23 protein-coding genes and 1 tRNA gene are annotated in these 24,735 nt (G+C 51.8%); 14 read left to right on the top strand and 10 right to left on the bottom strand.

The window, feature by feature from the left end; all coding sequences use genetic code 11:
• Positions 1-4 precede the first annotated feature (4 nt).
• Genes napC through ccmH form a run of 9 tightly spaced genes read left to right on the top strand, consistent with a single transcriptional unit; the run spans position 5 to position 6,906 of the window.
• Positions 5-607 (top strand): cytochrome c-type protein NapC, encoded by a 603-nt coding sequence (gene napC / locus AB4H76_RS08300; protein ID WP_000528376.1) that lies wholly within the window; start codon positions 5-7, stop codon positions 605-607.
• 12 nt (positions 608-619) lie between these two features.
• On the top strand, positions 620-1,243 hold the full coding sequence (gene ccmA / locus AB4H76_RS08305) for a cytochrome c biogenesis heme-transporting ATPase CcmA (RefSeq protein ID WP_000525587.1): 624 nt from the start codon (positions 620-622) through the stop codon (positions 1,241-1,243).
• Positions 1,240-1,902, top strand: a complete 663-nt coding sequence (gene ccmB, locus AB4H76_RS08310) for a heme exporter protein CcmB (protein ID WP_000971730.1) — start codon at positions 1,240-1,242, stop codon at positions 1,900-1,902. The genes ccmA and ccmB overlap by 4 nt, the downstream gene beginning before the upstream one ends.
• Before the next feature lie 41 nt (positions 1,903-1,943).
• Positions 1,944-2,681, top strand: a complete 738-nt coding sequence (gene ccmC / locus AB4H76_RS08315) for a heme exporter protein CcmC (protein ID WP_001295447.1) — start codon at positions 1,944-1,946, stop codon at positions 2,679-2,681.
• Complete coding sequence (gene ccmD, locus AB4H76_RS08320) at positions 2,678-2,887, top strand: heme exporter protein CcmD (protein WP_000186540.1); 210 nt, start codon at positions 2,678-2,680, stop codon at positions 2,885-2,887. The genes ccmC and ccmD overlap by 4 nt, the downstream gene beginning before the upstream one ends.
• On the top strand, positions 2,884-3,363 hold the full coding sequence (gene ccmE, locus AB4H76_RS08325; RefSeq protein WP_242386741.1) for a cytochrome c maturation protein CcmE: 480 nt from the start codon (positions 2,884-2,886) through the stop codon (positions 3,361-3,363). The genes ccmD and ccmE overlap by 4 nt, the downstream gene beginning before the upstream one ends.
• The gene (ccmF, locus tag AB4H76_RS08330; RefSeq protein WP_001459926.1) at positions 3,360-5,303 is read left to right on the top strand and encodes a cytochrome c-type biogenesis heme lyase CcmF; all 1,944 of its coding nucleotides are present in this window, start codon (positions 3,360-3,362) and stop codon (positions 5,301-5,303) included. Before ccmE ends, ccmF begins: the two co-directional genes overlap by 4 nt.
• A complete protein-coding gene (dsbE, locus tag AB4H76_RS08335) occupies positions 5,300-5,857 on the top strand; it encodes a thiol:disulfide interchange protein DsbE (RefSeq protein ID WP_000824439.1) in 558 nt (185 codons plus the stop codon). Before ccmF ends, dsbE begins: the two co-directional genes overlap by 4 nt.
• Positions 5,854-6,906 (top strand): cytochrome c-type biogenesis thiol:disulfide oxidoreductase CcmH, encoded by a 1,053-nt coding sequence (gene ccmH / locus AB4H76_RS08340; protein ID WP_001211582.1) that lies wholly within the window; start codon positions 5,854-5,856, stop codon positions 6,904-6,906. The genes dsbE and ccmH overlap by 4 nt, the downstream gene beginning before the upstream one ends.
• A 210-nt stretch (positions 6,907-7,116) precedes the next feature.
• Here the strand turns inward: ccmH and narP are convergent, their stop codons facing one another.
• Positions 7,117-7,764, bottom strand: coding sequence for a nitrate/nitrite response regulator protein NarP (narP, locus tag AB4H76_RS08345; protein ID WP_001113637.1), 648 nt, complete (start codon positions 7,762-7,764; stop codon positions 7,117-7,119).
• A 319-nt stretch (positions 7,765-8,083) separates the two neighbouring features.
• Between narP and yejO the strand changes: the two genes are divergently transcribed.
• The gene (yejO, locus tag AB4H76_RS08350; protein ID WP_141218665.1) at positions 8,084-10,675 is read left to right on the top strand and encodes an autotransporter YejO; all 2,592 of its coding nucleotides are present in this window, start codon (positions 8,084-8,086) and stop codon (positions 10,673-10,675) included.
• 101 nt (positions 10,676-10,776) lie between these two features.
• Here the strand turns inward: yejO and AB4H76_RS08355 are convergent.
• The 3 genes from AB4H76_RS08355 to AB4H76_RS08365 form a co-directional block, all read right to left on the bottom strand.
• Positions 10,777-10,853, bottom strand: a tRNA-Pro gene (locus AB4H76_RS08355).
• A gap of 74 nt (positions 10,854-10,927) precedes the next feature.
• Positions 10,928-12,688, bottom strand: coding sequence for an LPS biosynthesis-modulating metalloenzyme YejM (gene yejM / locus AB4H76_RS08360; RefSeq protein WP_000256203.1), 1,761 nt, complete (start codon positions 12,686-12,688; stop codon positions 10,928-10,930).
• Between the two features lie 19 nt (positions 12,689-12,707).
• Complete coding sequence (locus tag AB4H76_RS08365) at positions 12,708-12,935, bottom strand: YejL family protein (RefSeq protein ID WP_001135667.1); 228 nt, start codon at positions 12,933-12,935, stop codon at positions 12,708-12,710.
• 181 nt (positions 12,936-13,116) lie between these two features.
• Between AB4H76_RS08365 and yejK the strand changes: the two genes are divergently transcribed.
• Positions 13,117-14,124, top strand: coding sequence for a nucleoid-associated protein YejK (gene yejK / locus AB4H76_RS08370; RefSeq protein ID WP_000050793.1), 1,008 nt, complete (start codon positions 13,117-13,119; stop codon positions 14,122-14,124).
• A 138-nt stretch (positions 14,125-14,262) separates the two neighbouring features.
• On the opposite strand, the gene rplY is transcribed toward yejK, so the two are convergent.
• Positions 14,263-14,547, bottom strand: coding sequence for a 50S ribosomal protein L25 (gene rplY, locus AB4H76_RS08375; protein ID WP_000494183.1), 285 nt, complete (start codon positions 14,545-14,547; stop codon positions 14,263-14,265).
• A 124-nt stretch (positions 14,548-14,671) separates the two neighbouring features.
• Positions 14,672-16,432, bottom strand: coding sequence for a DEAD/DEAH box helicase (locus AB4H76_RS08380; protein WP_000578061.1), 1,761 nt, complete (start codon positions 16,430-16,432; stop codon positions 14,672-14,674).
• Between the two features lie 148 nt (positions 16,433-16,580).
• Between AB4H76_RS08380 and rsuA the strand changes: the two genes are divergently transcribed.
• The 3 genes from rsuA (at position 16,581) to AB4H76_RS08395 (ending at position 19,171) form a co-directional block, all read left to right on the top strand.
• Positions 16,581-17,276 (top strand): 16S rRNA pseudouridine(516) synthase RsuA, encoded by a 696-nt coding sequence (rsuA, locus tag AB4H76_RS08385; protein ID WP_001234850.1) that lies wholly within the window; start codon positions 16,581-16,583, stop codon positions 17,274-17,276.
• A gap of 27 nt (positions 17,277-17,303) precedes the next feature.
• Positions 17,304-18,494, top strand: coding sequence for a multidrug efflux MFS transporter Bcr (gene bcr / locus AB4H76_RS08390; protein ID WP_000213361.1), 1,191 nt, complete (start codon positions 17,304-17,306; stop codon positions 18,492-18,494).
• A 332-nt stretch (positions 18,495-18,826) separates the two neighbouring features.
• Entirely contained in the window at positions 18,827-19,171 is a 345-nt protein-coding gene (locus tag AB4H76_RS08395; RefSeq protein ID WP_000202798.1) for a YejG family protein, read from the top strand.
• A gap of 3 nt (positions 19,172-19,174) precedes the next feature.
• Here AB4H76_RS08395 and yejF read toward each other — a convergent pair whose 3' ends face one another.
• From yejF to AB4H76_RS08415, 4 genes are read right to left on the bottom strand one after another with little or no spacing between them, the layout of a single operon-like run.
• The gene (gene yejF / locus AB4H76_RS08400) at positions 19,175-20,764 is read right to left on the bottom strand and encodes a microcin C ABC transporter ATP-binding protein YejF (protein WP_420062583.1); all 1,590 of its coding nucleotides are present in this window, start codon (positions 20,762-20,764) and stop codon (positions 19,175-19,177) included.
• A 1-nt stretch (position 20,765) separates the two neighbouring features.
• On the bottom strand, positions 20,766-21,791 hold the full coding sequence (locus AB4H76_RS08405; RefSeq protein ID WP_000088916.1) for an ABC transporter permease: 1,026 nt from the start codon (positions 21,789-21,791) through the stop codon (positions 20,766-20,768).
• A complete protein-coding gene (locus AB4H76_RS08410) occupies positions 21,791-22,885 on the bottom strand; it encodes a microcin C ABC transporter permease YejB (protein WP_000501604.1) in 1,095 nt (364 codons plus the stop codon). The genes AB4H76_RS08405 and AB4H76_RS08410 overlap by 1 nt, the downstream gene beginning before the upstream one ends.
• On the bottom strand, positions 22,886-24,700 hold the full coding sequence (locus AB4H76_RS08415; protein WP_000637046.1) for an extracellular solute-binding protein: 1,815 nt from the start codon (positions 24,698-24,700) through the stop codon (positions 22,886-22,888).
• Between the last annotated feature and the right edge of the window lie 35 nt (positions 24,701-24,735).

Below are 24,735 nucleotides of genomic sequence, written 5' to 3' on the forward strand. Positions count from 1 at the left end.
TATTATGGGAAATTCTGACCGTAAGCCTGGTCTGATTAAGCGCCTGTGGAAATGGTGGCGTACCCCCAGCCGTCTGGCGCTGGGGACGCTGCTGTTGATCGGTTTTGTTGGCGGCATCGTCTTCTGGGGTGGCTTTAACACCGGGATGGAAAAAGCCAATACCGAAGAGTTCTGCATTAGCTGCCACGAAATGCGCAACACGGTGTATCAGGAATACATGGATTCCGTGCACTACAACAACCGTAGCGGCGTCCGTGCGACCTGTCCGGATTGTCACGTTCCGCACGAGTTTGTGCCGAAGATGATACGCAAGCTCAAAGCAAGTAAAGAGCTGTATGGTAAAATTTTTGGCGTTATTGACACGCCGCAGAAATTTGAAGCTCATCGTCTGACGATGGCACAGAATGAGTGGCGGCGCATGAAGGACAATAACTCGCAGGAGTGCCGTAACTGTCACAACTTCGAGTATATGGATACAACCGCCCAGAAATCGGTTGCCGCGAAGATGCATGACCAGGCGGTGAAAGATGGGCAAACCTGTATTGATTGCCATAAAGGGATAGCGCACAAGCTGCCCGATATGCGTGAAGTCGAGCCAGGTTTTTAACAGGGTTATTGCGTGGGTATGCTTGAAGCCAGAGAGTTACTTTGTGAGCGGGATGAACGAACCTTATTTAGTGGCTTGTCATTTACGCTGAACGCAGGAGAGTGGGTACAAATCACCGGTAGCAACGGCGCGGGGAAGACAACGCTTCTCCGTTTGCTGACGGGGTTGTCTCGCCCTGACGCAGGCGAGGTTCTCTGGCAAGGGCAGCCCTTGCATCAGGTACGCGACAGCTACCATCAAAACCTGTTATGGATAGGCCATCAGCCGGGGATCAAAACCCGGCTGACGGCGTTAGAAAATCTGCACTTTTATCATCGCGATGGCGATACCGCACAATGTCTGGAAGCCCTGGCGCAGGCCGGGCTTGCCGGATTCGAAGATATTCCTGTAAATCAGCTCTCGGCCGGGCAACAACGCCGCGTCGCTTTAGCGCGTCTGTGGCTGACCCGTGCCACGTTATGGATCCTCGACGAGCCTTTTACCGCGATTGACGTTAACGGTGTCGATCGTCTGACCCAGCGTATGGCGCAGCATACGGAGCAGGGGGGGATTGTGATTCTGACTACCCACCAGCCGCTCAACGTTGCTGAAAGTAAAATTCGCCGCATTTCACTGACGCAAACGAGGGCCGCATGATGTTCTGGCGCATTTTCCGTCTTGAGCTGCGTGTAGCGTTTCGCCATAGCGCCGAAATCGCCAACCCGCTGTGGTTCTTCCTGATTGTAATTACCCTTTTTCCGCTCAGTATCGGTCCGGAGCCGCAACTGCTGGCGCGTATTGCACCGGGCATTATCTGGGTTGCTGCGCTGCTTTCATCCTTGCTGGCGCTGGAACGACTGTTCCGTGACGATTTGCAGGACGGCAGTCTTGAACAATTGATGTTGTTGCCGTTACCCTTGCCCGCCGTTGTGCTGGCGAAGGTGATGGCGCACTGGATGGTAACCGGTCTGCCGTTACTCATCCTTTCGCCACTGGTAGCAATGCTACTGGGAATGGATGTTTATGGCTGGCAAGTGATGGCGCTGACGCTGCTGCTGGGAACGCCTACGCTTGGCTTTCTCGGTGCACCGGGCGTGGCGCTGACAGTGGGACTTAAGCGCGGTGGTGTGCTGCTCAGCATACTGGTGTTACCGCTGACTATCCCATTACTCATCTTTGCCACCGCCGCGATGGACGCGGCTTCTATGCATTTGCCCGTTGACGGGTATCTGGCAATTTTAGGCGCGTTGCTGGCAGGCACCGCGACATTAAGTCCTTTTGCGACGGCGGCAGCGTTACGAATCAGCATTCAATAACGCTGGATTACTGATTTTTGTTCGAGTCTGGTATCGAAACTATGTGGAAAACACTGCATCAACTGGCGATCCCACCACGGCTGTATCAAATCTGTGGCTGGTTTATACCGTGGCTGGCAATTGCCAGTGTGGTCGTGCTTACCGTCGGCTGGATCTGGGGATTCGGCTTTGCTCCGGCTGATTATCAGCAGGGAAATAGCTACCGCATTATCTACCTGCATGTGCCTGCGGCGATCTGGTCGATGGGCATTTATGCATCAATGGCAGTGGCAGCGTTTATTGGCCTTGTCTGGCAGATGAAAATGGCCAACCTGGCGGTGGCGGCGATGGCCCCCATTGGTGCCGTGTTTACCTTTATTGCCCTGGTTACCGGCTCTGCATGGGGAAAACCGATGTGGGGCACCTGGTGGGTATGGGATGCACGTCTGACTTCTGAACTGGTGCTGCTGTTTTTGTATGTGGGTGTGATTGCCCTGTGGCACGCCTTCGACGACCGCCGTCTGGCGGGCCGTGCGGCAGGTATCCTGGTGCTGATTGGCGTGGTGAATCTGCCGATTATTCATTACTCCGTGGAGTGGTGGAACACCCTGCATCAGGGATCAACGCGGATGCAGCAAAGTATCGATCCGGCGATGCGTTCGCCGCTGCGCTGGTCGATTTTTGGCTTCCTGCTCCTGTCTGCCACGCTGACGCTGATGCGGATGCGTAATTTGATTTTGCTGATGGAAAAACGCCGTCCGTGGGTGAGTGAACTGATACTGAAAAGAGGCCGTAAATGACCCCTGCATTTGCTTCCTGGAATGAATTTTTCGCAATGGGCGGTTACGCCTTTTTTGTCTGGCTGGCGGTGGTGATGACCGTTATTCCGCTGGTGGTTTTGGTCGTGCACTCGGTGATGCAACATCGCGCAATTCTGCGTGGTGTGGCGCAACAGCGGGCGCGTGAGGCGCGTTTACGTGCTGCGCAACAGCAGGAGGCTGCATGAATATTCGCCGTAAAAACCGCTTGTGGATTGCCTGTACCGTGTTGGCAGGGCTGGCGCTGACTATCGGTCTGGTGCTATATGCGCTGCGCTCGAATATCGATCTCTTTTATACGCCGGGGGAAATTCTCTACGGCAAGCGTGAAACTCAGCAAATGCCGGAAGTCGGTCAGCGTCTGCGCGTTGGCGGGATGGTGATGCCGGGTAGCGTGCAGCGCGATCCCAATTCGCTAAAAGTAACTTTCACCATTTACGACGCTGAAGGTTCAGTAGATGTCTCTTACGAAGGCATTTTGCCGGATCTGTTCCGTGAAGGGCAGGGCGTTGTGGTGCAGGGCGAACTGGAAAAAGGCAATCATATCCTCGCAAAAGAAGTGCTGGCGAAACACGACGAAAACTACACGCCGCCAGAAGTTGAGAAAGCGATGGAAGCCAATCACCGTCGCCCGGCGAGTGTTTATAAGGACCCAGCATCATGATGCCGGAAATTGGTAACGGGCTGCTGTGTCTGGCGCTAGGAATTGCGCTGCTGCTGTCCGTGTATCCGCTATGGGGCGTAGCGCGCGGAGATGCGCGCATGATGGCGTCTTCCCGCTTGTTTGCCTGGCTGCTGTTTATGTCTGTGGCTGGCGCATTTCTGGTACTGGTCAATGCCTTCGTGGTCAACGACTTCACCGTCACCTATGTTGCCAGCAACTCCAATACCCAGCTTCCGGTGTGGTATCGCGTGGCGGCTACCTGGGGCGCGCATGAAGGCTCGCTCCTGCTGTGGGTGCTGCTGATGAGCGGCTGGACCTTTGCGGTAGCGATTTTTAGTCAGCGTATTCCGCTGGATATTGTGGCCCGTGTACTGGCGATAATGGGGATGGTCAGTGTCGGCTTTTTGCTGTTCATTCTCTTTACCTCTAACCCGTTCTCTCGCACGTTGCCGAACTTCCCGATTGAAGGTCGCGATCTTAACCCGCTATTGCAGGATCCGGGGCTGATCTTCCATCCGCCTCTGCTTTATATGGGGTACGTGGGTTTCTCGGTGGCGTTTGCTTTTGCCATTGCTTCTTTGCTGAGCGGGCGTCTGGACAGCACTTATGCGCGTTTTACTCGTCCGTGGACGCTGGCAGCGTGGATCTTCCTGACGCTCGGCATCGTGCTCGGTTCCGCATGGGCCTATTACGAACTCGGCTGGGGTGGCTGGTGGTTCTGGGATCCGGTAGAAAACGCCTCGTTTATGCCGTGGCTGGTGGGGACTGCGCTGATGCACTCACTGGCGGTCACTGAACAACGCGCCAGCTTCAAAGCGTGGACATTACTGCTGGCAATCAGTGCCTTCTCGTTGTGTCTGTTGGGGACTTTCCTCGTGCGTTCCGGCGTGCTGGTATCGGTACACGCGTTTGCGTCTGATCCGGCGCGCGGTATGTTTATCCTCGCCTTTATGGTGCTGGTGATTGGCGGTTCGCTGCTGCTGTTTGCCGCGCGTGGACACAAAGTTCGCTCACGCGTAAACAATGCGCTGTGGTCGCGGGAATCTTTGCTGTTAGCGAACAACGTTTTGCTGGTCGCCGCGATGCTGGTGGTATTACTGGGGACGCTGCTGCCGCTGGTGCACAAGCAACTGGGACTGGGCAGTATTTCGATTGGCGAACCGTTCTTCAACACCATGTTTACCTGGCTGATGGTGCCGTTTGCGCTACTGCTGGGTGTCGGTCCTCTGGTGCGCTGGGGGCGCGATCGCCCACGTAAAATCCGCAATTTATTGATTATCGCCTTCATCTCTACGCTGGTGCTGTCTCTGCTGTTGCCGTGGCTGTTCGAAAGCAAAGTTGTGGCAATGACGGTGCTCGGCCTGGCAATGGCCTGCTGGATTGCGGTGCTGGCAATTGCGGAAGCTGTGCTGCGTATTTCACGCGGCACGAAAACCACCTTCAGTTATTGGGGGATGGTGGCTGCTCACCTGGGGCTGGCAGTGACAATTGTTGGCATTGCCTTTAGTCAGAACTACAGCGTTGAGCGTGATGTGCGCATGAAGTCCGGCGATAGCGTCGATATTCATGAATATCGCTTCACCTTCCGTGATGTCAAAGAGGTGACTGGCCCGAACTGGCGTGGCGGTGTGGCGACTATCGGCGTAACGCGAGAGGGTAAACCGGAAACAGTGCTGTATGCGGAAAAACGCTATTACAACACTGCCGGGTCGATGATGACCGAAGCGGCAATTGACGGCGGCATCACGCGTGACCTGTACGCCGCGCTCGGTGAAGAGCTGGAAAACGGCGCGTGGGCCGTGCGTCTTTACTACAAACCATTTGTTCGCTGGATTTGGGCGGGCGGGCTGATGATGGCGTTGGGCGGACTGCTGTGTCTGTTTGATCCTCGCTATCGTAAGCGCGTGAGTCCGCAAAAAACTGCGCCGGAGGCCGTATGAAGCGCAAAGTATTGTTAATTCCGTTGATTATCTTCCTGGCGATTGCCGCGGCGCTGCTGTGGCAGCTGGCGCGTAATGCCGAAGGGGATGATCCGACCAATCTGGAATCGGCGCTCATTGGCAAGCCTGTGCCGAAGTTTCGTCTCGAATCACTGGACAATCCGGGGCAGTTTTATCAGGCGGATGTGCTGACTCAGGGCAAACCAGTACTGCTTAACGTCTGGGCGACCTGGTGTCCGACCTGCCGTGCGGAACATCAATATCTGAATCAGCTTTCTGCGCAGGGCATCCGCGTGGTCGGCATGAACTATAAAGACGATCGCCAGAAGGCAATCAGCTGGCTGAAAGAGCTGGGCAATCCTTACGCGCTAAGCCTGTTTGATGGCGATGGCATGTTAGGGCTGGATCTCGGTGTCTATGGCGCGCCAGAAACGTTTCTTATTGACGGCAACGGCATCATTCGCTATCGCCATGCGGGCGATCTGAATCCTCGCGTCTGGGAAGAAGAGATCAAGCCGCTGTGGGAGAAATACAGTAAGGAGGCCGCACAATGAGGTTTTTATTGGGCGTGCTGATGCTGATGATCTCCGGCTCAGCGCTGGCGACCATCGATGTGTTGCAGTTTAAAGATGAAGCACAGGAACAACAGTTCCGTCAGCTCACTGAAGAACTGCGCTGCCCGAAATGCCAGAACAACAGCATTGCCGATTCCAACTCGATGATTGCCACCGACCTGCGTCAGAAAGTGTATGAACTGATGCAGGAAGGTAAAAGTAAAAAAGAGATTGTCGATTATATGGTGGCGCGTTACGGCAACTTCGTCACTTACGATCCGCCGTTAACGCCGCTGACCGTGCTGCTGTGGGTGCTGCCAGTAGTGGCTATTGGCATTGGCGGTTGGGTCATATACGCCCGCTCGCGGCGTCGGGTACGCGTGGTGCCGGAAGCGTTTCCTGAACAAAGCGTGCCGGAAGGTAAGCGTGCCGGATATGTTGTTTATCTGCCGGGTATTGTGGTGGCGTTAATTGTGGCTGGCGTCAGCTACTACCAGACTGGCAATTATCAGCAGGTGAAAATCTGGCAGCAGGCCACGGCACAGACTCCGGCGTTGCTGGACAGGGCGCTGGATCCGAAAGCCGATCCGCTCAACGAAGAAGAGATGTCGCGTCTTGCGCTGGGGATGCGTACTCAACTGCAAAAAAATCCGGGAGATATAGAAGGCTGGATTATGTTGGGCCGCGTTGGCATGGCGCTGGGTAACGCCAGTATCGCCACCGATGCATACGCCACTGCGTATCGCCTCGATCCGAAAAACAGTGATGCTGCACTGGGATACGCTGAAGCGTTGACTCGTTCATCTGATCCCAACGACAACCGCCTCGGCGGTGAACTGCTACGTCAGCTGGTGAGAACGGACCATAGCAATATCCGTGTGCTAAGCATGTATGCGTTTAATGCCTTTGAGCAGCAGCGATTTGGCGAAGCCGTTGCCGCGTGGGAGATGATGTTGAAACTCTTACCTGCCAACGATACTCGCCGTGCGGTGATTGAACGTAGTATCGCGCAGGCGATGCAACATTTGTCGCCGCAGGAGAGTAAATAAAAAGAGGCCCGATGGTGATGCCATCGGGCTAGACTGTTGACAAAGTGCGCTTAGTTTATGCCGGATGCGGCGTGAACGCCTTATCCGGCCTACAAAATTGTGTAAATTCAATAAATTGATCGATCCACGTAGGCCTGATAAGCGTAGCGCATCAGGCAGTTTTGCGTTTGTCATAAATCTCAGCCCGATGATAAATCCATCGGGCTATTTTTATTGTGCCCCGCGTTGTTGCAGGAACAGAATGGTGGCCGCCACGCGTGAGCGGACATTGAGTTTGCGCAGCAGATTGCGAATATGTACTTTTACTGTCTGCTCTGAAATATTCAACACCGAGGCAATCTGTTTATTTGACAGCCCCTGTGCCAGCTCGTGCAGAACATCCAGCTCGCGCTCCGTCAGCACGCTGAAGGGATCTTCTTCCGCGCCAAACATTTCACGTTCACGTAAGTACTGATTGACGCGTTCGCTAAAGACTTTGCTGCCTTTCGCTCCGGCACGAATCGCTTCCAGCAATACTTCCGGGTCGCTGTCTTTCAACAGATAACCGTCTGCGCCTGCGTCTATCAGCGCAAAGACATCGCTGGAGGCATCGGATACGGTCAGGATAATAATTTGCGCGGTAACGCCATCCCTGCGCAAGGCATTGAGAGTATCCAGGCCACTCATACCTTTCATATTGAGATCCAGCAAGATCACGTCGATATCCAGTCTATTCGCCAGATCGATAGCGCTCGCGCCGTCGCCCGCTTCGGCGACCACTTCAAAGCCAGGATCAAGCTCCAGTAACTGACGAACACCGCGTCGCATAAGTGGATGATCATCCACAATCATCACCTGAAAAGGCGTTGCTTCAGGCATAGTAGTCTCCTGAGGTTTTATTAGAATCATTATGTTTGAGCGTAGCGTTGGTAACGCTACCAGGCGCGTGAATGTTACCCCATTTTATGTATGGACATGTAGTGAAAACTACAACCTTGTCGTTCGCTTTGGCATCATTTTCATTATAAAGACGGAATTTTGCATCAGCTTCTCATCAAGAAAAACAACTAAAAAATCAATCACAATACTTGTGCATTTCTTTAAACAGTTTTTAAAAACTGACTCCGGGTATGGAGCTATGGGTATTTTCTGTACCCAATGCTTTTAACAGCAATTAATTTCATAGGATGAAAGCTCAATGCATCAATCTGGTTCTGTTTCTCTTTGTCGTTCCGCAATATCTGTTCTGGTGGCTACAGCGTTATATTCACCCATAGCATTGGCATCAACTGTTGAGTATGGTGAGACAGTTGATGGTGTTGTCCTGGAAAAAGATATCCAGCTGGTTTATGGGACCGCCAATAATACGAAAATCAATCCTGGCGGAGAACAGCATATAAAAGAATTTGGTGTAAGTAATAATACTGAAATTAACGGAGGGTATCAGTACATTGAAATGAATGGCGCCGCAGAATACTCAGTATTAAATGACGGTTATCAAATTGTTCAAATGGGTGGCGCGGCAAACCAGACTACGATCAATAATGGAGTGCTACAGGTTTATGGCGCGGCGAATGATCCCACGATTAAAGGCGGGCGCTTAATCGTTGAAAAAGATGGGGGGACCGTCTTTGCCGCTATCGAAAAGGGAGGACTACTGGAGGTTAAAGGGGGGGGATTTGCATTTGCGGTAGATCAGAAAGCAGGCGGTGCTATTAAAGCAACCACGCGGGTCATGGAGGTATTCGGAACAAACCGTCTCGGTCAGTTCGAAATCAAGAATGGTATTGCTAACAATATGCTGTTGGAAAACGGCGGAAGTTTGCGAGTTGAAGAAAATGACTTCGCTTATAATACTACTGTAGATAGTGGCGGCTTACTGGAGGTTATGGATGGCGGGACTGCAACTGGCGTTGATAAAAAAGCAGGCGGAAAATTAATTGTCTCAACGAATGCGCTGGAAGTGAGTGGTACAAACAGTAAAGGCCAATTTAGTATAAAAGATGGTGTGTCAAAAAATTATGAACTGGATGATGGTTCCGGGCTTATTGTTATGGAGGACACGCAGGCCATTGACACTATCCTTGATGAGCATGCCACTATGCAATCGCTGGGAAAGGATACTGGTACGAAAGTGCAGGCAAATGCGGTATATGATCTCGGTCGATCAGATCAGAATGGAAGTATCACGTATTCCTCTAAAGCCATCTCTGAAAATATGGTTATCAACAATGGCCGCGCTAATGTCTGGGCTGGCACAATGGTTAACGTTTCAGTCAGAGGGAATGATGGCATTCTTGAGGTCATGAAGCCGCAAATAAATTATGCACCCGCTATGTTGGTGGGTAAGGTAGTGGTTTCTGAGGGCGCTTCTTTTAGAACGCATGGTGCCGTGGATACCAGCAAAGCGGATGTTTCGCTCGAAAATAGCGCATGGACCATCATTGCCGATATCACTACGACGAACCAAAACACTCGCCTCAACTTAGCCAACCTTGCGATGTCTGGCGCAAATGTGATTATGATGGCTGAGCCAGTGACTCGTTCATCTGTGACAGCAAGTGCGGAAAATTTCATAACGTTGACCACCAATACCCTGTCGGGAAACGGCAATTTTTATATGCGTACCGATATGGCCAATCATCAGAGCGATCAGCTCAACGTGGCCGGACAGGCAACAGGTGATTTCAAAATATTCGTGACGGACACGGGGGCCAGCCCGGCAGCAGGTGATAGCCTTACACTGGTAACGACGGGCGGCGGTGATGCTGCATTTACGTTGGGCAATGCCGGAGGCGTTGTTGATATCGGTACGTATGAATATACCTTGCTGGATAATGGCAACCATAGCTGGAGTCTGGCAGAGAATCGCGCGCAAATTACCCCTTCAACCACTGATGTGCTGAATATGGCGGCCGCACAACCGCTGGTATTTGATGCAGAACTGGACACCGTGCGTGAGCGTCTTGGTAGCGTAAAAGGCGTTAGTTACGATACGGCGATGTGGAGTTCGGCAATTAACACCCGCAACAACGTGACCACTGATGCGGGAGCTGGTTTTGAGCAAACATTGACGGGCCTGACGCTCGGTATCGATAGCCGTTTCTCCCGTGAAGAAAGCAGTACAATTCGCGGCTTGTTCTTTGGTTACTCTCATTCTGATATTGGTTTTGATCGCGGCGGAAAAGGTAATATCGATAGCTATACCCTGGGGGCTTATGCCGGTTGGGAGCATCAGAACGGTGCCTATGTTGATGGGGTGGTGAAAGTTGACCGTTTTGCCAACACCATCCATGGCAAGATGAGTAATGGGGCAACAGCGTTTGGCGATTACAATAGTAACGGCGCGGGTGCTCATGTTGAGAGCGGGTTCCGTTGGGTTGACGGATTGTGGAGTGTTAGACCCTATCTGGCCTTTACCGGCTTTACCACAGATGGTCAGGACTACACGTTATCAAACGGCATGCGCGCTGATGTGGGAAATACCCGGATATTACGCGCTGAAGCGGGAACGGCGGTAAGCTATCACATGGACCTGCAAAATGGTACGACGCTGGAACCCTGGCTGAAAGCCGCCGTACGTCAGGAATACGCCGATTCTAACCAGGTGAAAGTTAATGACGATGGCAAATTTAATAATGATGTGGCTGGAACCCGTGGCGTTTATCAGGCTGGGATAAGGTCATCGTTTACCCCGACGTTAAGCGGTCATTTGTCAGTCAGCTATGGCAATGGCGCAGGGGTAGAATCGCCGTGGAATACTCAGGCGGGTGTGGTCTGGACGTTCTGATAACAGAAAATAAACAGGCTGTGATGTGTCACGGTCTGTTTATCGAATTGATTGCAGATATAAAAAAACCAACCGTAAGGGTTGGTTTTTTTTGGGATTTTTGGTCGGCACGAGAGGATTTGAACCTCCGACCCCCGACACCCCATGACGGTGCGCTACCAGGCTGCGCTACGTGCCGACTCGTGGCTGCTAATACTACCGTTTTCCACACCGATTGCAAGTAAGATATTTCGCTAACTGATTTATAATTAATCAGTTAGCGATAAAACGCTTCTCGTCTGTCAGCACTTGCAATAACAAACTTAACTGTGGTTTTTCATCTTTCACTCTTTCACCACGTAAGTTGTAAGTGCGGTATTTACCGTTATTGTTCAGTACCAGCGTCTTTTTCGGGGTGGTAATTGCCAGCGTATCGTTATCCGCTGCGGTAACCCAGTAATGACGGCGTTGAGGGTTGAACAAATCCTGACCTTGCGAATATTCGCTGGCAGGTGTGCTGACATGTAGCAGGCGTTGCATCAGCGTCGTCATCAGATCGGTATGATCAGTCAGAGCATTAATACGCTGCGCCGGCGTGCCTGGCCAGTGAATCACTAATGGCACCTGCAGATGACCGTGGGACCAGTCAAAGGTTTCTTCCTCTTCGCTCAGTGGAATACCCCGACCGGCAGTGATAATCACCACCGTATTGTCCAGTTTGCCAGAATCACGCAGTGCATTGAGCACGCGGTTGATCTGGTCATCGACATTGCCTGCCGCCCGGCTATATTTCCGTGCAAATGCCTGCTGATTGCTGTCGTCAATGTTAGTACCATTGAAAGAAACCCACGAGAACCAGCGGTTATCTTCTTGTGCGTAGCGTCCCAGCCAGTTGATCCACTGCGTGGCGGTCTGCTCGTCGGATTGGGTGCGTACGCTCGGCATCGAGAAATCTGACAACAATGCCTGGCGATACAGCGGGCTGGTAAAGCCATCTGATGAGAATAACCCCAGCTGATAGCCTTGCTGATTAAGCGCAGTAATTAATGCCGCAGGCGTACGGGTCGACAGAATGCCGTCCATATAGCTCGGCGAGATGCCATAGAACAGGCCAAAGATGCCGTTGTCTGTAGTGTTGCCGGAGCTCATATGGCGCGTGAACGAAATATTTTGCTCAGCAAAACCTGCCAGCGCAGGCATCTGCTTCTCGAAGCGTGAGTAGTTCAGGCCATCGACAGTAATCAACAGCACATTCTGCCCGGTGCCCATATCGCGATAGCGCAGTTCGCTTAACGGATACTGAACGGAAACGGCGTCTGGATTACCTTGCTCAATAAGACGGCGTTGATACTCCTGCGCATCAAGCAGACCATGCTTCTCAAGAAAACGTCGCGCCGTCATCGGGTACGAAAGCGGCAGGTTAGCGCGCTGCATGGTGATCGGGCGATAGAAGTTGGCATCGGCCCAGATATACACCACATGCGAGGCGATAAAGGCGATAAATAAGAATGCGGCCAGCGGGCGCGCGAAGCGTCGACGACGCGTCAGGCTGCGCAGCTTTTGCCAGCTCCACGTCGCAAACACCAGTTCAAGCAATAAAATAACCGGCACGCTGATGAACATCAGCTGCCAGTCGCGCGCCATCTCATTTTCGTCTGGGTTGATAACCAGTTGCCAGACGATGGGATTAAGATGGAGATGGAAACGAGTAAAGACTTCGCTATCGATCAGTAATAGCGTCATTCCCGCCGTTGCCAGAATGACGGACAAAAACCTCATCAGCCTCTGGGAGCCGACGATAAAGGTCAGCGGGAAGAGGATCAGCAAGTAGGTGGCGAACACCAGGAAGCTGAAATGGCCGATAATGCTTACGTAGGAATAAATGCGACCAGCAAGCGTTGTCGGCCAGTCGGCGATAAACAGGTAACGGCTGCCAATGACGAGCGAAAGCAGAATATTGAACAGTGCAAACCAGTGCCCCCAACTGACCATCTGGGAGACTTTTTCACGGTAGCGCTGACGATGAGTTACCATAACCTGTTATCTGTTTCCCTTAGTGCGCTTTGTCTTCGTTGATAGAGGACTGTAAGGCGCGGGCAAAAGAGTTGGCAATTGCCTGGCGTTGGGCCGGGGCAATGCTGGTGTTGATAAGGTTAGTGACCATGTTGCCTAACACCATCAGGGAAAGGTCGGTCGGAGCCTTATGTTTTTCCAGTACGTTGAGCAGCTCTGCGAGCAATTGTTCAACCTGTTCATCACTGTAGCGGGAAATTTGTGGCATAAATCGAAATCAGTTAGTTGATGAAAGGGCAACATATTACCGTAGCAACGGTTTTTTTTCTGCTTTTTTATGCGTTAAATCATTCTCGTTACGCTGCCTTCTGTAAAATGACCGCCATCTTTTATTGCGTCGCTTAACCGGCGGTGGTTGAATACCGCCCGGTCTTAAAGGAGAGTTTATCATGAGTCTGGATATCAACCAGATTGCTCTGCACCAGCTTATCAAGCGTGATGAGCAGAACCTTGAGCTGGTGTTGCGCGATTCATTGCTGGAACCGACAGAAACCGTCGTTGAGATGGTGGCAGAACTGCATCGGGTCTATAGCGCCAAAAATAAAGCTTACGGCTTGTTTAGCGAAGAGAGTGAACTGGCGCAGACGCTGCGCTTACAGCGTCAGGGCGAAGAGGACTTCCTGGCATTTAGCCGCGCGGCAACCGGCCGCCTGCGTGACGAATTAGCGAAATATCCTTTTGCTGACGGTGGATTCGTGCTGTTTTGTCACTATCGCTATCTGGCGGTGGAGTATTTGCTGGTGGCAGTTCTGAGCAACCTGAGCAGTATGCGCGTTAACGAAAATCTCGACATCAACCCAACCCATTATCTTGATATCAATCATGCGGATATTGTTGCGCGTATCGATTTAACCGAATGGGAAACCAATCCAGAGTCCACCCGCTATCTCACTTTCCTGAAAGGGCGAGTAGGGCGCAAAGTGGCGGATTTCTTTATGGATTTCCTCGGGGCCAGCGAAGGGTTAAACGCGAAAGCGCAAAACCGTGGGCTGTTGCAAGCGGTTGATGATTTCACTGCCGAAGCACAACTGGATAAAGCAGAGCGACAGAACGTGCGCCAGCAGGTTTATAGCTACTGTAATGAGCAGCTGCAGGCAGGCGAAGAGATCGAACTGAAATCGCTGTCGAAAGAGCTGGCAGGCGTAAGCGAAGTGAGCTTCACGGAGTTTGCGGCTGAAAAAGGCTACGAACTGGAAGAGAGCTTCCCGGCAGACCGTAGCACACTGCGTCAGTTGACGAAGTTTGCCGGTAGCGGCGGTGGCTTGACTATTAACTTTGATGCGATGCTGTTAGGTGAACGCATCTTCTGGGATCCAGCAACCGATACCTTGACCATTAAAGGCACGCCGCCGAATTTGCGCGACCAATTGCAGCGCCGGACGTCTGGCGGCAATTAATCGGTTTTGTGTTCTGAATGCCAGATGCGGCGTGAACGCCTTATCTGGCCTGCAAAAAATAGCAATACCGTAATCAGGCATAATCTGCAGATACAAAAAACCCCGCCGGAGCGGGGTTTTTTACAACTTATTCAGCAATTAAGCGCGAACGAAGTCGATGTGCTGCAGCTTCGGTTTGTACGGGTGACGCTGTACGTCCTGAGCTTTAACTTTGATTTCTTTACCGTCAACAACGATGGTCAGAACTTCGCTGTAGAATTCAGCTTTAGCTTGCATGTTCATGACTTTGTCGTGATCCAGCTCGATAGCCAGCGGCGCTTCTTTGCCACCGTAGATGATTGCCGGGAACTTGTTAGCGGCACGCAGGCGGCGGCTCGCACCCTTACCCTGCTCTTTACGTACTTCTGCGTTGATAGTAAACATTTCTTTCTCTCTTAAATTAATCCTGCTACAGGCGACCCAGCAACAGGTAAGTGATCTGCTTTGCGTATGCAAAAGCGGGCGAGATTCTATACTCAATCGCCTTATACATCAATCAAAACTACCATTAACCGCGTAATTCGTGCGCCAGACGAAAACGACCTTCGTAATCGAACACTTTTTCACGCACCTGCCAGTACTGGCCTTTCATGCGGGCGACGACAAAATCCGGGTGTCGCAATAAGGCTTGCTGGGCGAGGATATCGGCGGCGGTGATCCAGCGCAGCGGGATGCCCGGTGTGCGCGTATGCGGGCGGATAAAAAGCTGCTCGAAGGCGGTACGCTGGGCAGGTGTTTGCAGACGGAAACGCTCACTCACATCCGCGCCGTCTTCATCGTAATAGGTGATTTTCAACCATTCGCCTTTCTCGTCGTGCCCATGTTGCAAAGACATGCCGCTACAGCGTAATACCAGCGCGTCTTTCAGTCGTAGCGCCGCTTTTAACATATCGTCCGGATCAACCAGTACGGTGTCACATTCGCGGCAGCGGCGGGCGGCAATATCGTTTTCCGCGTTACATTGCGGGCAATTTTTAAAACGGAAACGGAAGTCACATTGTTCGCGATGACCGTCGTCATCTTCAAACCATCCCTGACAGCGACGACCAAAGTGTTCAATCAATGTCCCGTCGGCGGTCGTTTTCCCCCAAAAGGTGTTGGCAAAACCGCAGGCAGGGCAGAAAACCTGTACCGGAACGTTGTCACTTTTGCCTTTTGGTGTACCAACTTCCGGCGCGTAGAGATCGTGAGGATTACCCGCATAATCAAGAATTAAGCAATCAGTCTTGCCCGGAGCGAGACGCAGACCGCGCCCGACAATTTGTTGGTAAAGACTCACTGATTCGGTAGGGCGCAGAATGGCGATAAGATCGACGTGCGGGGCGTCAAATCCGGTGGTCAGTACCGCGACGTTGACCAGATAGCGAAAACGCTGGGCTTTAAAATTTTCAATTAACACATCGCGCTCAGCGCCGGGGGTGTCGCCAGTAATCAGTGCTGCATCTTCGGCAGGCAGTAATCCCACAATCTCTTTTGCGTGTTCAACCGTCGCGGCAAAAATCATCACCCCTTTGCGCGTTGCAGCAAACTCCATAATCTGGCTGATGATGTGCGGGGTAATACGTTGTTGTTTTTTCAGCTCACGGTTGAGATCGGCTTCGCTGAACAGCCCGTTACTCTGTGCCTGCAAGCGGCTGAAATCGTATTGCACTACTGGCATATCCAGTCGTTCTGGCGGCGTCAGATAGCCGTGTTTAATCATATAACGCAGCGGCAGCTCATAAATGCAGTCACGGAAAAGGGCTTTCTCATCGCCGCGTACCATGCCGTGATAATGAAACTGGTAGATCCAGCCTTTGCCCAATCGAAAAGGCGTGGCAGTCAGCCCCAGCAGGCGTAAGTGGGGATTCACTTTTGTCAGGTGAGTGAGGATTTGCTGATACTGGCTCTCTTCATCGTCACCAATACGGTGACATTCATCGACAATCAACAGCGAAAATTCACCCTGAAAGGCATCAAGATTACGGGCGACAGACTGCACGCTGCCAAATACCACTTTACCGTGGCTCTCTTTGCGCTTTAGCCCGGCGGCAAAAATATCGGCTTCCAGCCCCAGCGCCTGATACTTTGCATGGTTTTGCGCCACCAGTTCTTTAACGTGTGCCAGCACCAGCACGCGACCACGAGCCAGCCGTGCCAGTTCCGCTATCACCAGGCTTTTACCTGCGCCGGTGGGCAGCACGATAACGGCAGGGGTTTTATGACGACGAAAATGGTTGAGCGTGGCATCCACGGCTTCTTGCTGATATGGGCGAAGTGTAAAAATCATGGTCTCGCGTAGGTAGATTATTCTGCTAATAGTATGCCATGGATCTTTTTCCCTTGAGGGATGTTATTAGACCGCTATACTGGGCAGACAACAGTTCAGATTTTCGGGTCAATGCCCGACCTCCGTTTTTACAGGCAAAATCACACACATGCGACTTGATAAATTTATCGCACAGCAACTCGGCGTTAGCCGTGCTATTGCCGGGCGTGAAATCCGCGGCAATCGTGTCACCGTCGATGGCGAAATCGTCCGTAATGCAGCGTTCAAACTGCTTCCTGAACATGATGTCGCTTACGATGGCAACCCGCTGGCGCAGCAACACGGTCCACGTTACTTCATGCTCAATAAGCCTCAGGGCTATGTTTGCTCCACGGACGACCCTGATCACCCAACGGTGCTCTATTTTCTTGATGAACCGGTAGCGTGGAAACTGCATGCGGCGGGGCGGTTGGATATTGATACCACCGGTCTGGTGCTGATGACTGATGATGGTCAGTGGTCGCACCGCATTACTTCTCCGCGCCATCATTGCGAGAAGACCTATCTGGTGACACTGGAATCACCTGTAGCTGACGATACGGCAGAGCAATTTGCTAAAGGCGTGCAGCTGCATAACGAAAAAGATCTCACTAAGCCTGCGGTGCTGGAAGTGATTACCCCAACGCAGGTTCGTCTGACCATCAGCGAAGGGCGTTATCATCAGGTGAAACGCATGTTCGCCGCCGTGGGTAACCACGTGGTTGAGCTGCATCGTGAACGTATTGGCGGTATTACGCTGGATGCTGATTTAGCCCCCGGTGAATATCGTCCGTTAACTGAAGAAGAAATTGCCAGCGTCGTCTAACTTTTCAATGACTTTCAGGAGCCCGTTGTGACCACCCGACAGCATTCGTCGTTTGCTATTGTTTTTATCCTTGGCCTGCTGGCCATGTTGATGCCGCTGTCGATTGATATGTATCTGCCCGCGCTACCGGTAATTTCAGCGCAGTTTGGCGTACCGGCGGGCAGTACGCAGATGACCCTCAGTACTTATATTCTGGGCTTTGCGTTGGGGCAGTTAATCTACGGGCCGATGGCAGACAGCTTCGGGCGTAAGCCGGTGGTGCTCGGCGGTACGCTGGTGTTTGCCGCCGCCGCGGTGGCGTGTGCGTTGGCAAACACCATCGATCAGCTGATTGTGATGCGTTTCTTCCACGGGCTGGCTGCGGCTGCGGCCAGCGTGGTCATTAACGCCCTGATGCGCGATATTTACCCGAAAGAAGAGTTCTCGCGGATGATGTCGTTTGTCATGCTGGTGACAACCATTGCACCGCTGATGGCACCGATAGTTGGCGGCTGGGTGCTGGTGTGGCTGAGCTGGCATTACATCTTCTGGATCCTGGCATTAGCGGCGATTCTGGCTTCGGCAATGATTTTCTTCCTGATTAAAGAAACCTTACCACCGGAGCGTCGTCAGCCATTTCACATTCGTACCACTATTGGTAACTTTGCGGCGCTGTTCCGCCATAAACGTGTCCTGAGCTACATGCTTGCCAGTGGTTTCAGCTTTGCCGGGATGTTCTCATTCTTAAGCGCCGGACCGTTTGTTTATATTGAAATTAACCACGTCGCGCCGGAAAACTTTGGTTATTACTTTGCGCTAAACATTGTTTTTCTGTTCGTGATGACCATCTTTAACAGCCGCTTCGTCCGCCGCATTGGCGCGTTAAATATGTTCCGCTCGGGGTTGTGGATACAATTTATTATGGCAGCGTGGATGGTCATCAGTGCGCTGCTGGGGCTGGGATTTTGGTCGCTGGTGGTTGGCGTTGCGGCGTTTGTGGGCTGCGTGTCGATGGTGTCATCCAATGCGATGGCGGTCATTCTTGATGAGTTTCCCCATATGGCGGGAACGGCATCTTCGCTGGCAGGAACCTTCCGTTTTGGCATAGGGGCAATTGTTGGCGCATTGCTTTCTCTTGCGACCTTTAACTCTGCATGGCCGATGATTTGGTCAATTGCATTCTGCGCAACCAGCTCCATTCTCTTCTGTCTGTACGCCAGTCGGCCGAAAAAACGGTGATCTATTGCACAACGAGGAAGCTAAAAGGCTTCCTTTGTTGATGCATGTCAACCACAAATCTATCATTCCCCCGATATATGTTTATTTTATGTAAAATCAATTTATGTAAAAAGTCACATCATTGTAGTTAAAAAGGTTGAGTTAGATCGCAGAAACGGGTACATATAGCCCCGCAAACGTGACCACGCCCGCAGATATTACTTAAATCAGAGCCATAGAGGCCACGCAGGCGAGGCATCAATCTTTACGATCTGTATAAAGACGGATTGTTGATGATGTGTTAAAATTGATGTAAACAAATTGTGAAGTGAATGTGCTTCCGGGGAAAATAAGTGACTTCATTACAACTCTCAATCGTCCATCGACTGCCGCAGAACTATCGCTGGTCTGCTGGTTTCGCAGGTTCGAAGGTTGAACCGATTCCGCAAAATGGACCGTGCGGTGACAACAGCCTGGTGGCGCTTAAATTGCTTAGCCCGGATGGTGATAATGCATGGTCGGTGATGTATAAACTAAGCCAGGCGTTAAGCGACATCGAAGTTCCATGTTCGGTGCTGGAGTGTGAAGGTGAGCCGTGCCTGTTTGTAAATCGCCAGGACGAGTTTGCTGCAACATGCCGATTGAAAAATTTTGGTGTGGCAATTGCCGAACCCTTTTCAAACTACAATCCTTTTTAAGCGTCAGCTCAACGCCAGTAGCTGACGCGTATACTCCTGCTGCGGTGTGGCAAACACGCGCGCGCACGGTCCTTGTTCCACTACTTCCCCTTGTCGCAGTATGATAACCTGATGACATAACGCGCGGACAACGTGCAAATCGTGGCTGATAAACAAATAGGCCAGTTGATGCTTTTGTTGCAATGATTTCAATAGCGTCAATATTTGCGCCTGTACCGTTTTGTCGAGTGATGATGTCGGTTCATCAAGTATGATCAGCGAGGGCTTAAGAATTAATGCCCTGGCAATCGCAATATGTTGTCGCTGACCACCAGAGAACTCCGCCGGATAACGGTGGCGTGTTTCAGGATCTAATCCCACTTCATGCATCACGGCTATCACTTGTTGTTCGCGTTGTGCGGCAGAAAGCGTCGGCTGGTGAACCCGTAAGCCTTCCTCAATAATCTGCAAAACGTTGAGTCGTGGGTTGAGCGAGGAGTTTGGATCCTGAAATACCACCTGAATGCGATGACGAATAGGTAACAGCTGGCGGCGATTTAAATTTTGCAGTGGCTGACCGTCAAAGATGATGCTGCCCTGAGAATTAATCAGTCGCAGCAGCGCCAGTCCCGTCGTACTTTTCCCGGAACCGGACTCGCCCACTAAACCCAGTGTTTCACCCGCTCGTAGCGTAAAACTGATGTTTTTCACCACCACATTATGATCCACAATGCGCTTCAAAATCCCTTTGCGAATGGGGAAGGCAACCTGAAGCTGTTCAACATCCAGCAACGTTGAGGCAGGTTCTGGCAACGGCACTGGATCGCCTGACGGTTCACTGTTGAGTAGCTTTTGTGTGTAAGGATGAGTGGGTGATGCAAATAGCGTAGCGGCGTAATTTTGCTCGACACAGCGACCGTTTTGCATTACCGCCACGCGGTGGGCCAGTTTTCTGACAATGCTGAGGTTATGAGTAATAAACAGCATGCCCATATTCAGCTCGCCTTGCAGTTCGCGCAACAGCTGTAAAATCTGCGCCTGGACAGAGACGTCCAGTGCGGTGGTCGGTTCATCGGCAATTAATAATTCCGGTCGCGTTAACAGCGCCATCGCAATCATCACCCGCTGCCGTTCGCCGCCGGAGAGCTGATGCGGATAATCTGTCAGCCGTTTTGCCGCCTGGCGGATACCAACGCGATCAAGGCAGTTAAGAATTTCGCCACGAGCCGCTTCCCGACGCATCCCGCGGTGGAGTGAAAGCACTTCATAAAGCTGTTTTTCCAGGGTATGCAATGGATTTAACGACACCATCGGTTCCTGAAAAATCATGGCGATCTTATTACCGCGTACGCCGCGCAACGTTTGATCGCTGGCGTGAAGCAGCGATTCGCCATGAAAACGAATATCGCCGGAGAGATATTCAACCGGCGGGGAAGGGAGCAGGTGTAAAATTGACAGCGCGGTAACGCTTTTGCCTGAACCTGACTCACCCACCAGCGCCAGCGTTTCGCCAGCCTCAATCTGTAGTGAAACATCATTGACTACTGTACGTACGGTTTGCTGATGGCGAAAACCCACCGACAAATTTTCAATCGCTAACAGAGTTTGCATCATGCTACACCGCCTTATTAGGATCAAATGCGTCGCGGACGGCTTCACCAATAAAGATCAGCAAAGACAATAATATCGCCACCGACAAGAAGGCGGTGATCCCAAGCCACGGGGCCTGAAGGTTATTTTTCCCTTGTAACAGCAGTTCACCGAGTGACGGTGAACCGAGCGGTAGACCGAAGCCGAGGAAATCGAGCGAGGTCAGGGTGGTTATCGAACTACATAAAATAAACGGTAAAAAGGTGAGGGTCGCGACCATGGCATTAGGCAACATATGACGCAGGATGATACTGCGATCGCTGACGCCAAGCGCCTGTGCCGCACGAATGTAGTCGAAATTACGAGTACGTAAAAACTCCGCCCGCACCACGCCGACCAGACTCATCCAGCCAAACAAGACAGTAATTGCCAGCAGCCACCAGAAGTTAGGCTGTACGACGCTGGAAAGTAAAATAATCAAAAACAGCGTCGGCATCCCCGACCATACTTCAATAAAGCGTTGTCCCCAGAGATCGACTTTACCGCCGTAATAGCCTTGTAGCGCCCCCGCCAGCACGCCCATCACGCTGGAACAGAGAGTCAGCATCAGGCCAAACAGAACCGAGATCCGCGTGCCATAGAGAATGCGTGCCAGCACATCGCCGCCGTTGGCATCCGTTCCCAGCCAGTTTTGCCGGGAGGGTGGAGAAGGGAAGGGCTTATCGGTAGCAAAGTTGATACTGGTAGCACCAAAGCGAATCGGTGCCCACAGTACCCAGCCGTTATTTTCCAGCCGTTGTTTCAGCCACGGGTCCTGATAATCAGCCTGACTTGCCAGCGGGCCGCCAAAATCGCTTTCGCTGTAGTTTTTCAATAACGGGAAATACCAACTGCCGTCATAACGCACCAGCAACGGTTTATCGTTGGCGATAAGTTCAGAACACAAACTCAAACCAAACAAGACGAGGAAAATCCATAACGACCAGTAGCCGCGACGGTTATGACGAAAACGCGCCCAACGGGCCTGATTGACGGGGCTGAGTCGCGACATTAACGTCCCTCAAAATCAATACGCGGATCAACCAGCGTATAGCTGATATCACTGACAATATTCAGCAGCAGGCCAATCAGGGTGAAAATATACAAGGTACCAAACATTACAGGATAATCGCGCGAGACGGTCGCTTCGTAGCCCAGTAAGCCCAGACCATTGAGTGAAAACATCACCTCAATCAGCAGCGAGCCGGTAAAAAACATGCTGATAAACGTCGCCGGAAAACCGGCAATCACCAGCAGCATGGCGTTGCGGAACACATGTTTCCAGAGAATATTTTTTTCACTTACCCCTTTCGCACGCGCGGTCACCACGTATTGCTTGCGCACTTCATCAAGGAATGAGTTTTTTGTCAGCATGGTCAGCGCCGCAAAGCCACCAATCACTGTCGCCAGCACCGGCAGCGTGATATGCCACAGATAATCGGTGATTTTCTGATACCACGGCAGCGAATCAAAGTTAGCGGAAACCAGGCCGCGTAGAGGGAACAGGTCGAAATAGCTGCCGCCCGCGAAGAAGACAATCAGCAGGATGGCAAACAAAAAGGCCGGAATGGCGTAGCCGATGATGATAAATGCGCTACTCCAGACGTCAAAGCGGCTCCCATTATAAACAGCTTTGCGAATGCCTAACGGAATCGACACCAGATAGATAATCAGCGTGCTCCACAATCCGAGGGTGATGGAAACCGGCAGACTGTCTTTAATCAGCGTCAGCACCGAGGCGCTGCGAAACAGGCTATCGCCAAAATCAAAGCGGATGTAGTCCCAGAGCATTTTGAAGTAACGTTCGTGGATCGGCTTATCAAAACCGTAGCGATGAGTGATCTCAGCGATCACTTCTGGATCTAATCCGCGTCCGCCACGGTAATTACTGTCGCTGATATTGCCGACACCCGTTTGCGCATGGCTGGCACGAACACCTTCACCGCCTGCGCCGGGTAATACTCCGGCATTACCAAACTCAATGGCGGCGATGGCCTGGTCGACCGGACCGCCAGGCGCAATTTGCACGATGAAAAAGTTGATGGTGATAATCGCCCATAATGTTGGGATCACCAGCAACAGACGGCGAATCAGGTAAGCGCCCATCTACTCTCCCTGTTTGCTGGCGGACGGCAGTTTGGCCGCTTTATTGACGTCATACCACCAGGTATCGATACCGAGGCTATAGATGGGGCGCACGGCCGGCTGGGAGAATTTATCCCACCAGGCGAGACGGTCTTCCGCCATGTACCACATTGGCAGCATGTAATAATTCCACGTTAATACGCGATCCAGTGCTCGCCCCAACGGCAGTAATTTTTCTTTATTTCCCTGCGCGGCAATAATTTGGTTGATCAGCGAGTCGATAACCGGGCTTTGCACGCCGGGGGCATTATAAGTGGAATTGATATATTCCGATGACCAGGAAATCTGTAAATCGGAACTGGGCCACGGCATCGCCCGCCATACGCGCGGCATCATGTCATAGTCGCGACTGCGCATGCGGTTAGTGATTTGCGAGTTATCCACCTTGCGAATGTCCATGTTGATACCCAGCCGTTGCAGGCTGTGCTGGAACGGCAATACCCACTGACTATTGCTGCTTGCGGGAAGCAATAATTCAAAGCTGAGTGGCTGACCCGTTGTGGCATTAACGCGTTGCTGACCCTTCAGCACCCAGCCCGCTTCGTTGAGAAGTTTGTCGGCTTTTAACAGGTTGTCACGATCGTAGCCATCGCCTTTGGATACCGGCGGCTGGTAGATTTGTGTGAAGACTTCTGACGGTAGATCTTTTTTCATTGGTGCCAGAAGCACCAGCTCCGCGGCGTCGGGGTAATTTCTGGCCGCGTATTCGGTATTCTGAAAATAACTGTTCGTGCGACTCCAGGCATTGTAAAACAACGCCTTGTTCATCCATTCAAAGTCAAAGGCGAGAGTGATAGCTTCCCGGACCCGGCGATCGCTGAATACCGGACGTTGGATATTAAACGCCAGCCAACGCGTATCCTGGGCTGATTCGTTCTTTTGCTCATCTTTGATGATGTATTTTTTATCGAAATTTTTACCGGTATAACGCGTGGCCCAGTTTTTGGCGTCGTTTTCCATACGCAAATCAAAGGCACCTGCTTTAAACGCTTCAAAGGCGACATTATCATCGAGGTAATAATCGTAGCGAATGGTGTCGAAATTCCAGCGTCCACGGTTTACCGGTAAGTTTGCTGCCCAGTAATCTTTCACACGGGAATAGACAATATTTTGCCCCATTTTCCAGGACGTAACGCGGTACGGACCACTGGCAAGCGGAGGCGTGGCGAGCGGGTCGCTAAGTTTGTGATCCTTCCAGTACTTTTCTGGAAATACCGGCAGCGAAAACAGACTCAGCATATCTTCTTTGCCGGGTTTAGCTAACTCAATGCGCACGGTTAACGGTGCAATGGCTTTGACGGTGGTGCCTTTGTAGACCAGACGAAATTGCGGCACGCCTTCGGTCATAAATTTTTGAAAAGTAAACTCTACATCGCGGGCAGTAATGGGCGAACCATCATGAAAACGGGCGCGCGGATTAATAGCGACCTCCACCCAGGAATAATCGTCAGCATAGCGTGCGCTTTCAGCAATCAGCGGGTAATAACTGCCTGGTTCGTCATCGGAAGTCGTAAATAGCGTGTCGTACAGCTGCTCGGTGCGTGCGCCCGGGTTGCCGCGCAGTGCATAGCGGTTGAAATTATCGAAGGTGCCGAGGGCTGACAACGTTATCTGCCCACCTTTTGGCGCGGCGGGGTTCACATAATCAAAATGGTTGAAATTAAACGCGTACCGGGGTTCGCCCAGCACGGCAAAGGCATAGCTTTCCTTGATAGCCTGCGCCTGCACACCAAAGGTGAACAGAGCGATAAACAGCAGCAGTATGCGCACAATCATCTGCAACGGATTTCCTTTTACTCATCATTAGCCGC

The organism is Escherichia sp. UTM R2 (assembly GCF_048593455.1).
Taxonomy (GTDB): Bacteria; Pseudomonadota; Gammaproteobacteria; order Enterobacterales; family Enterobacteriaceae; genus Escherichia; species Escherichia coli.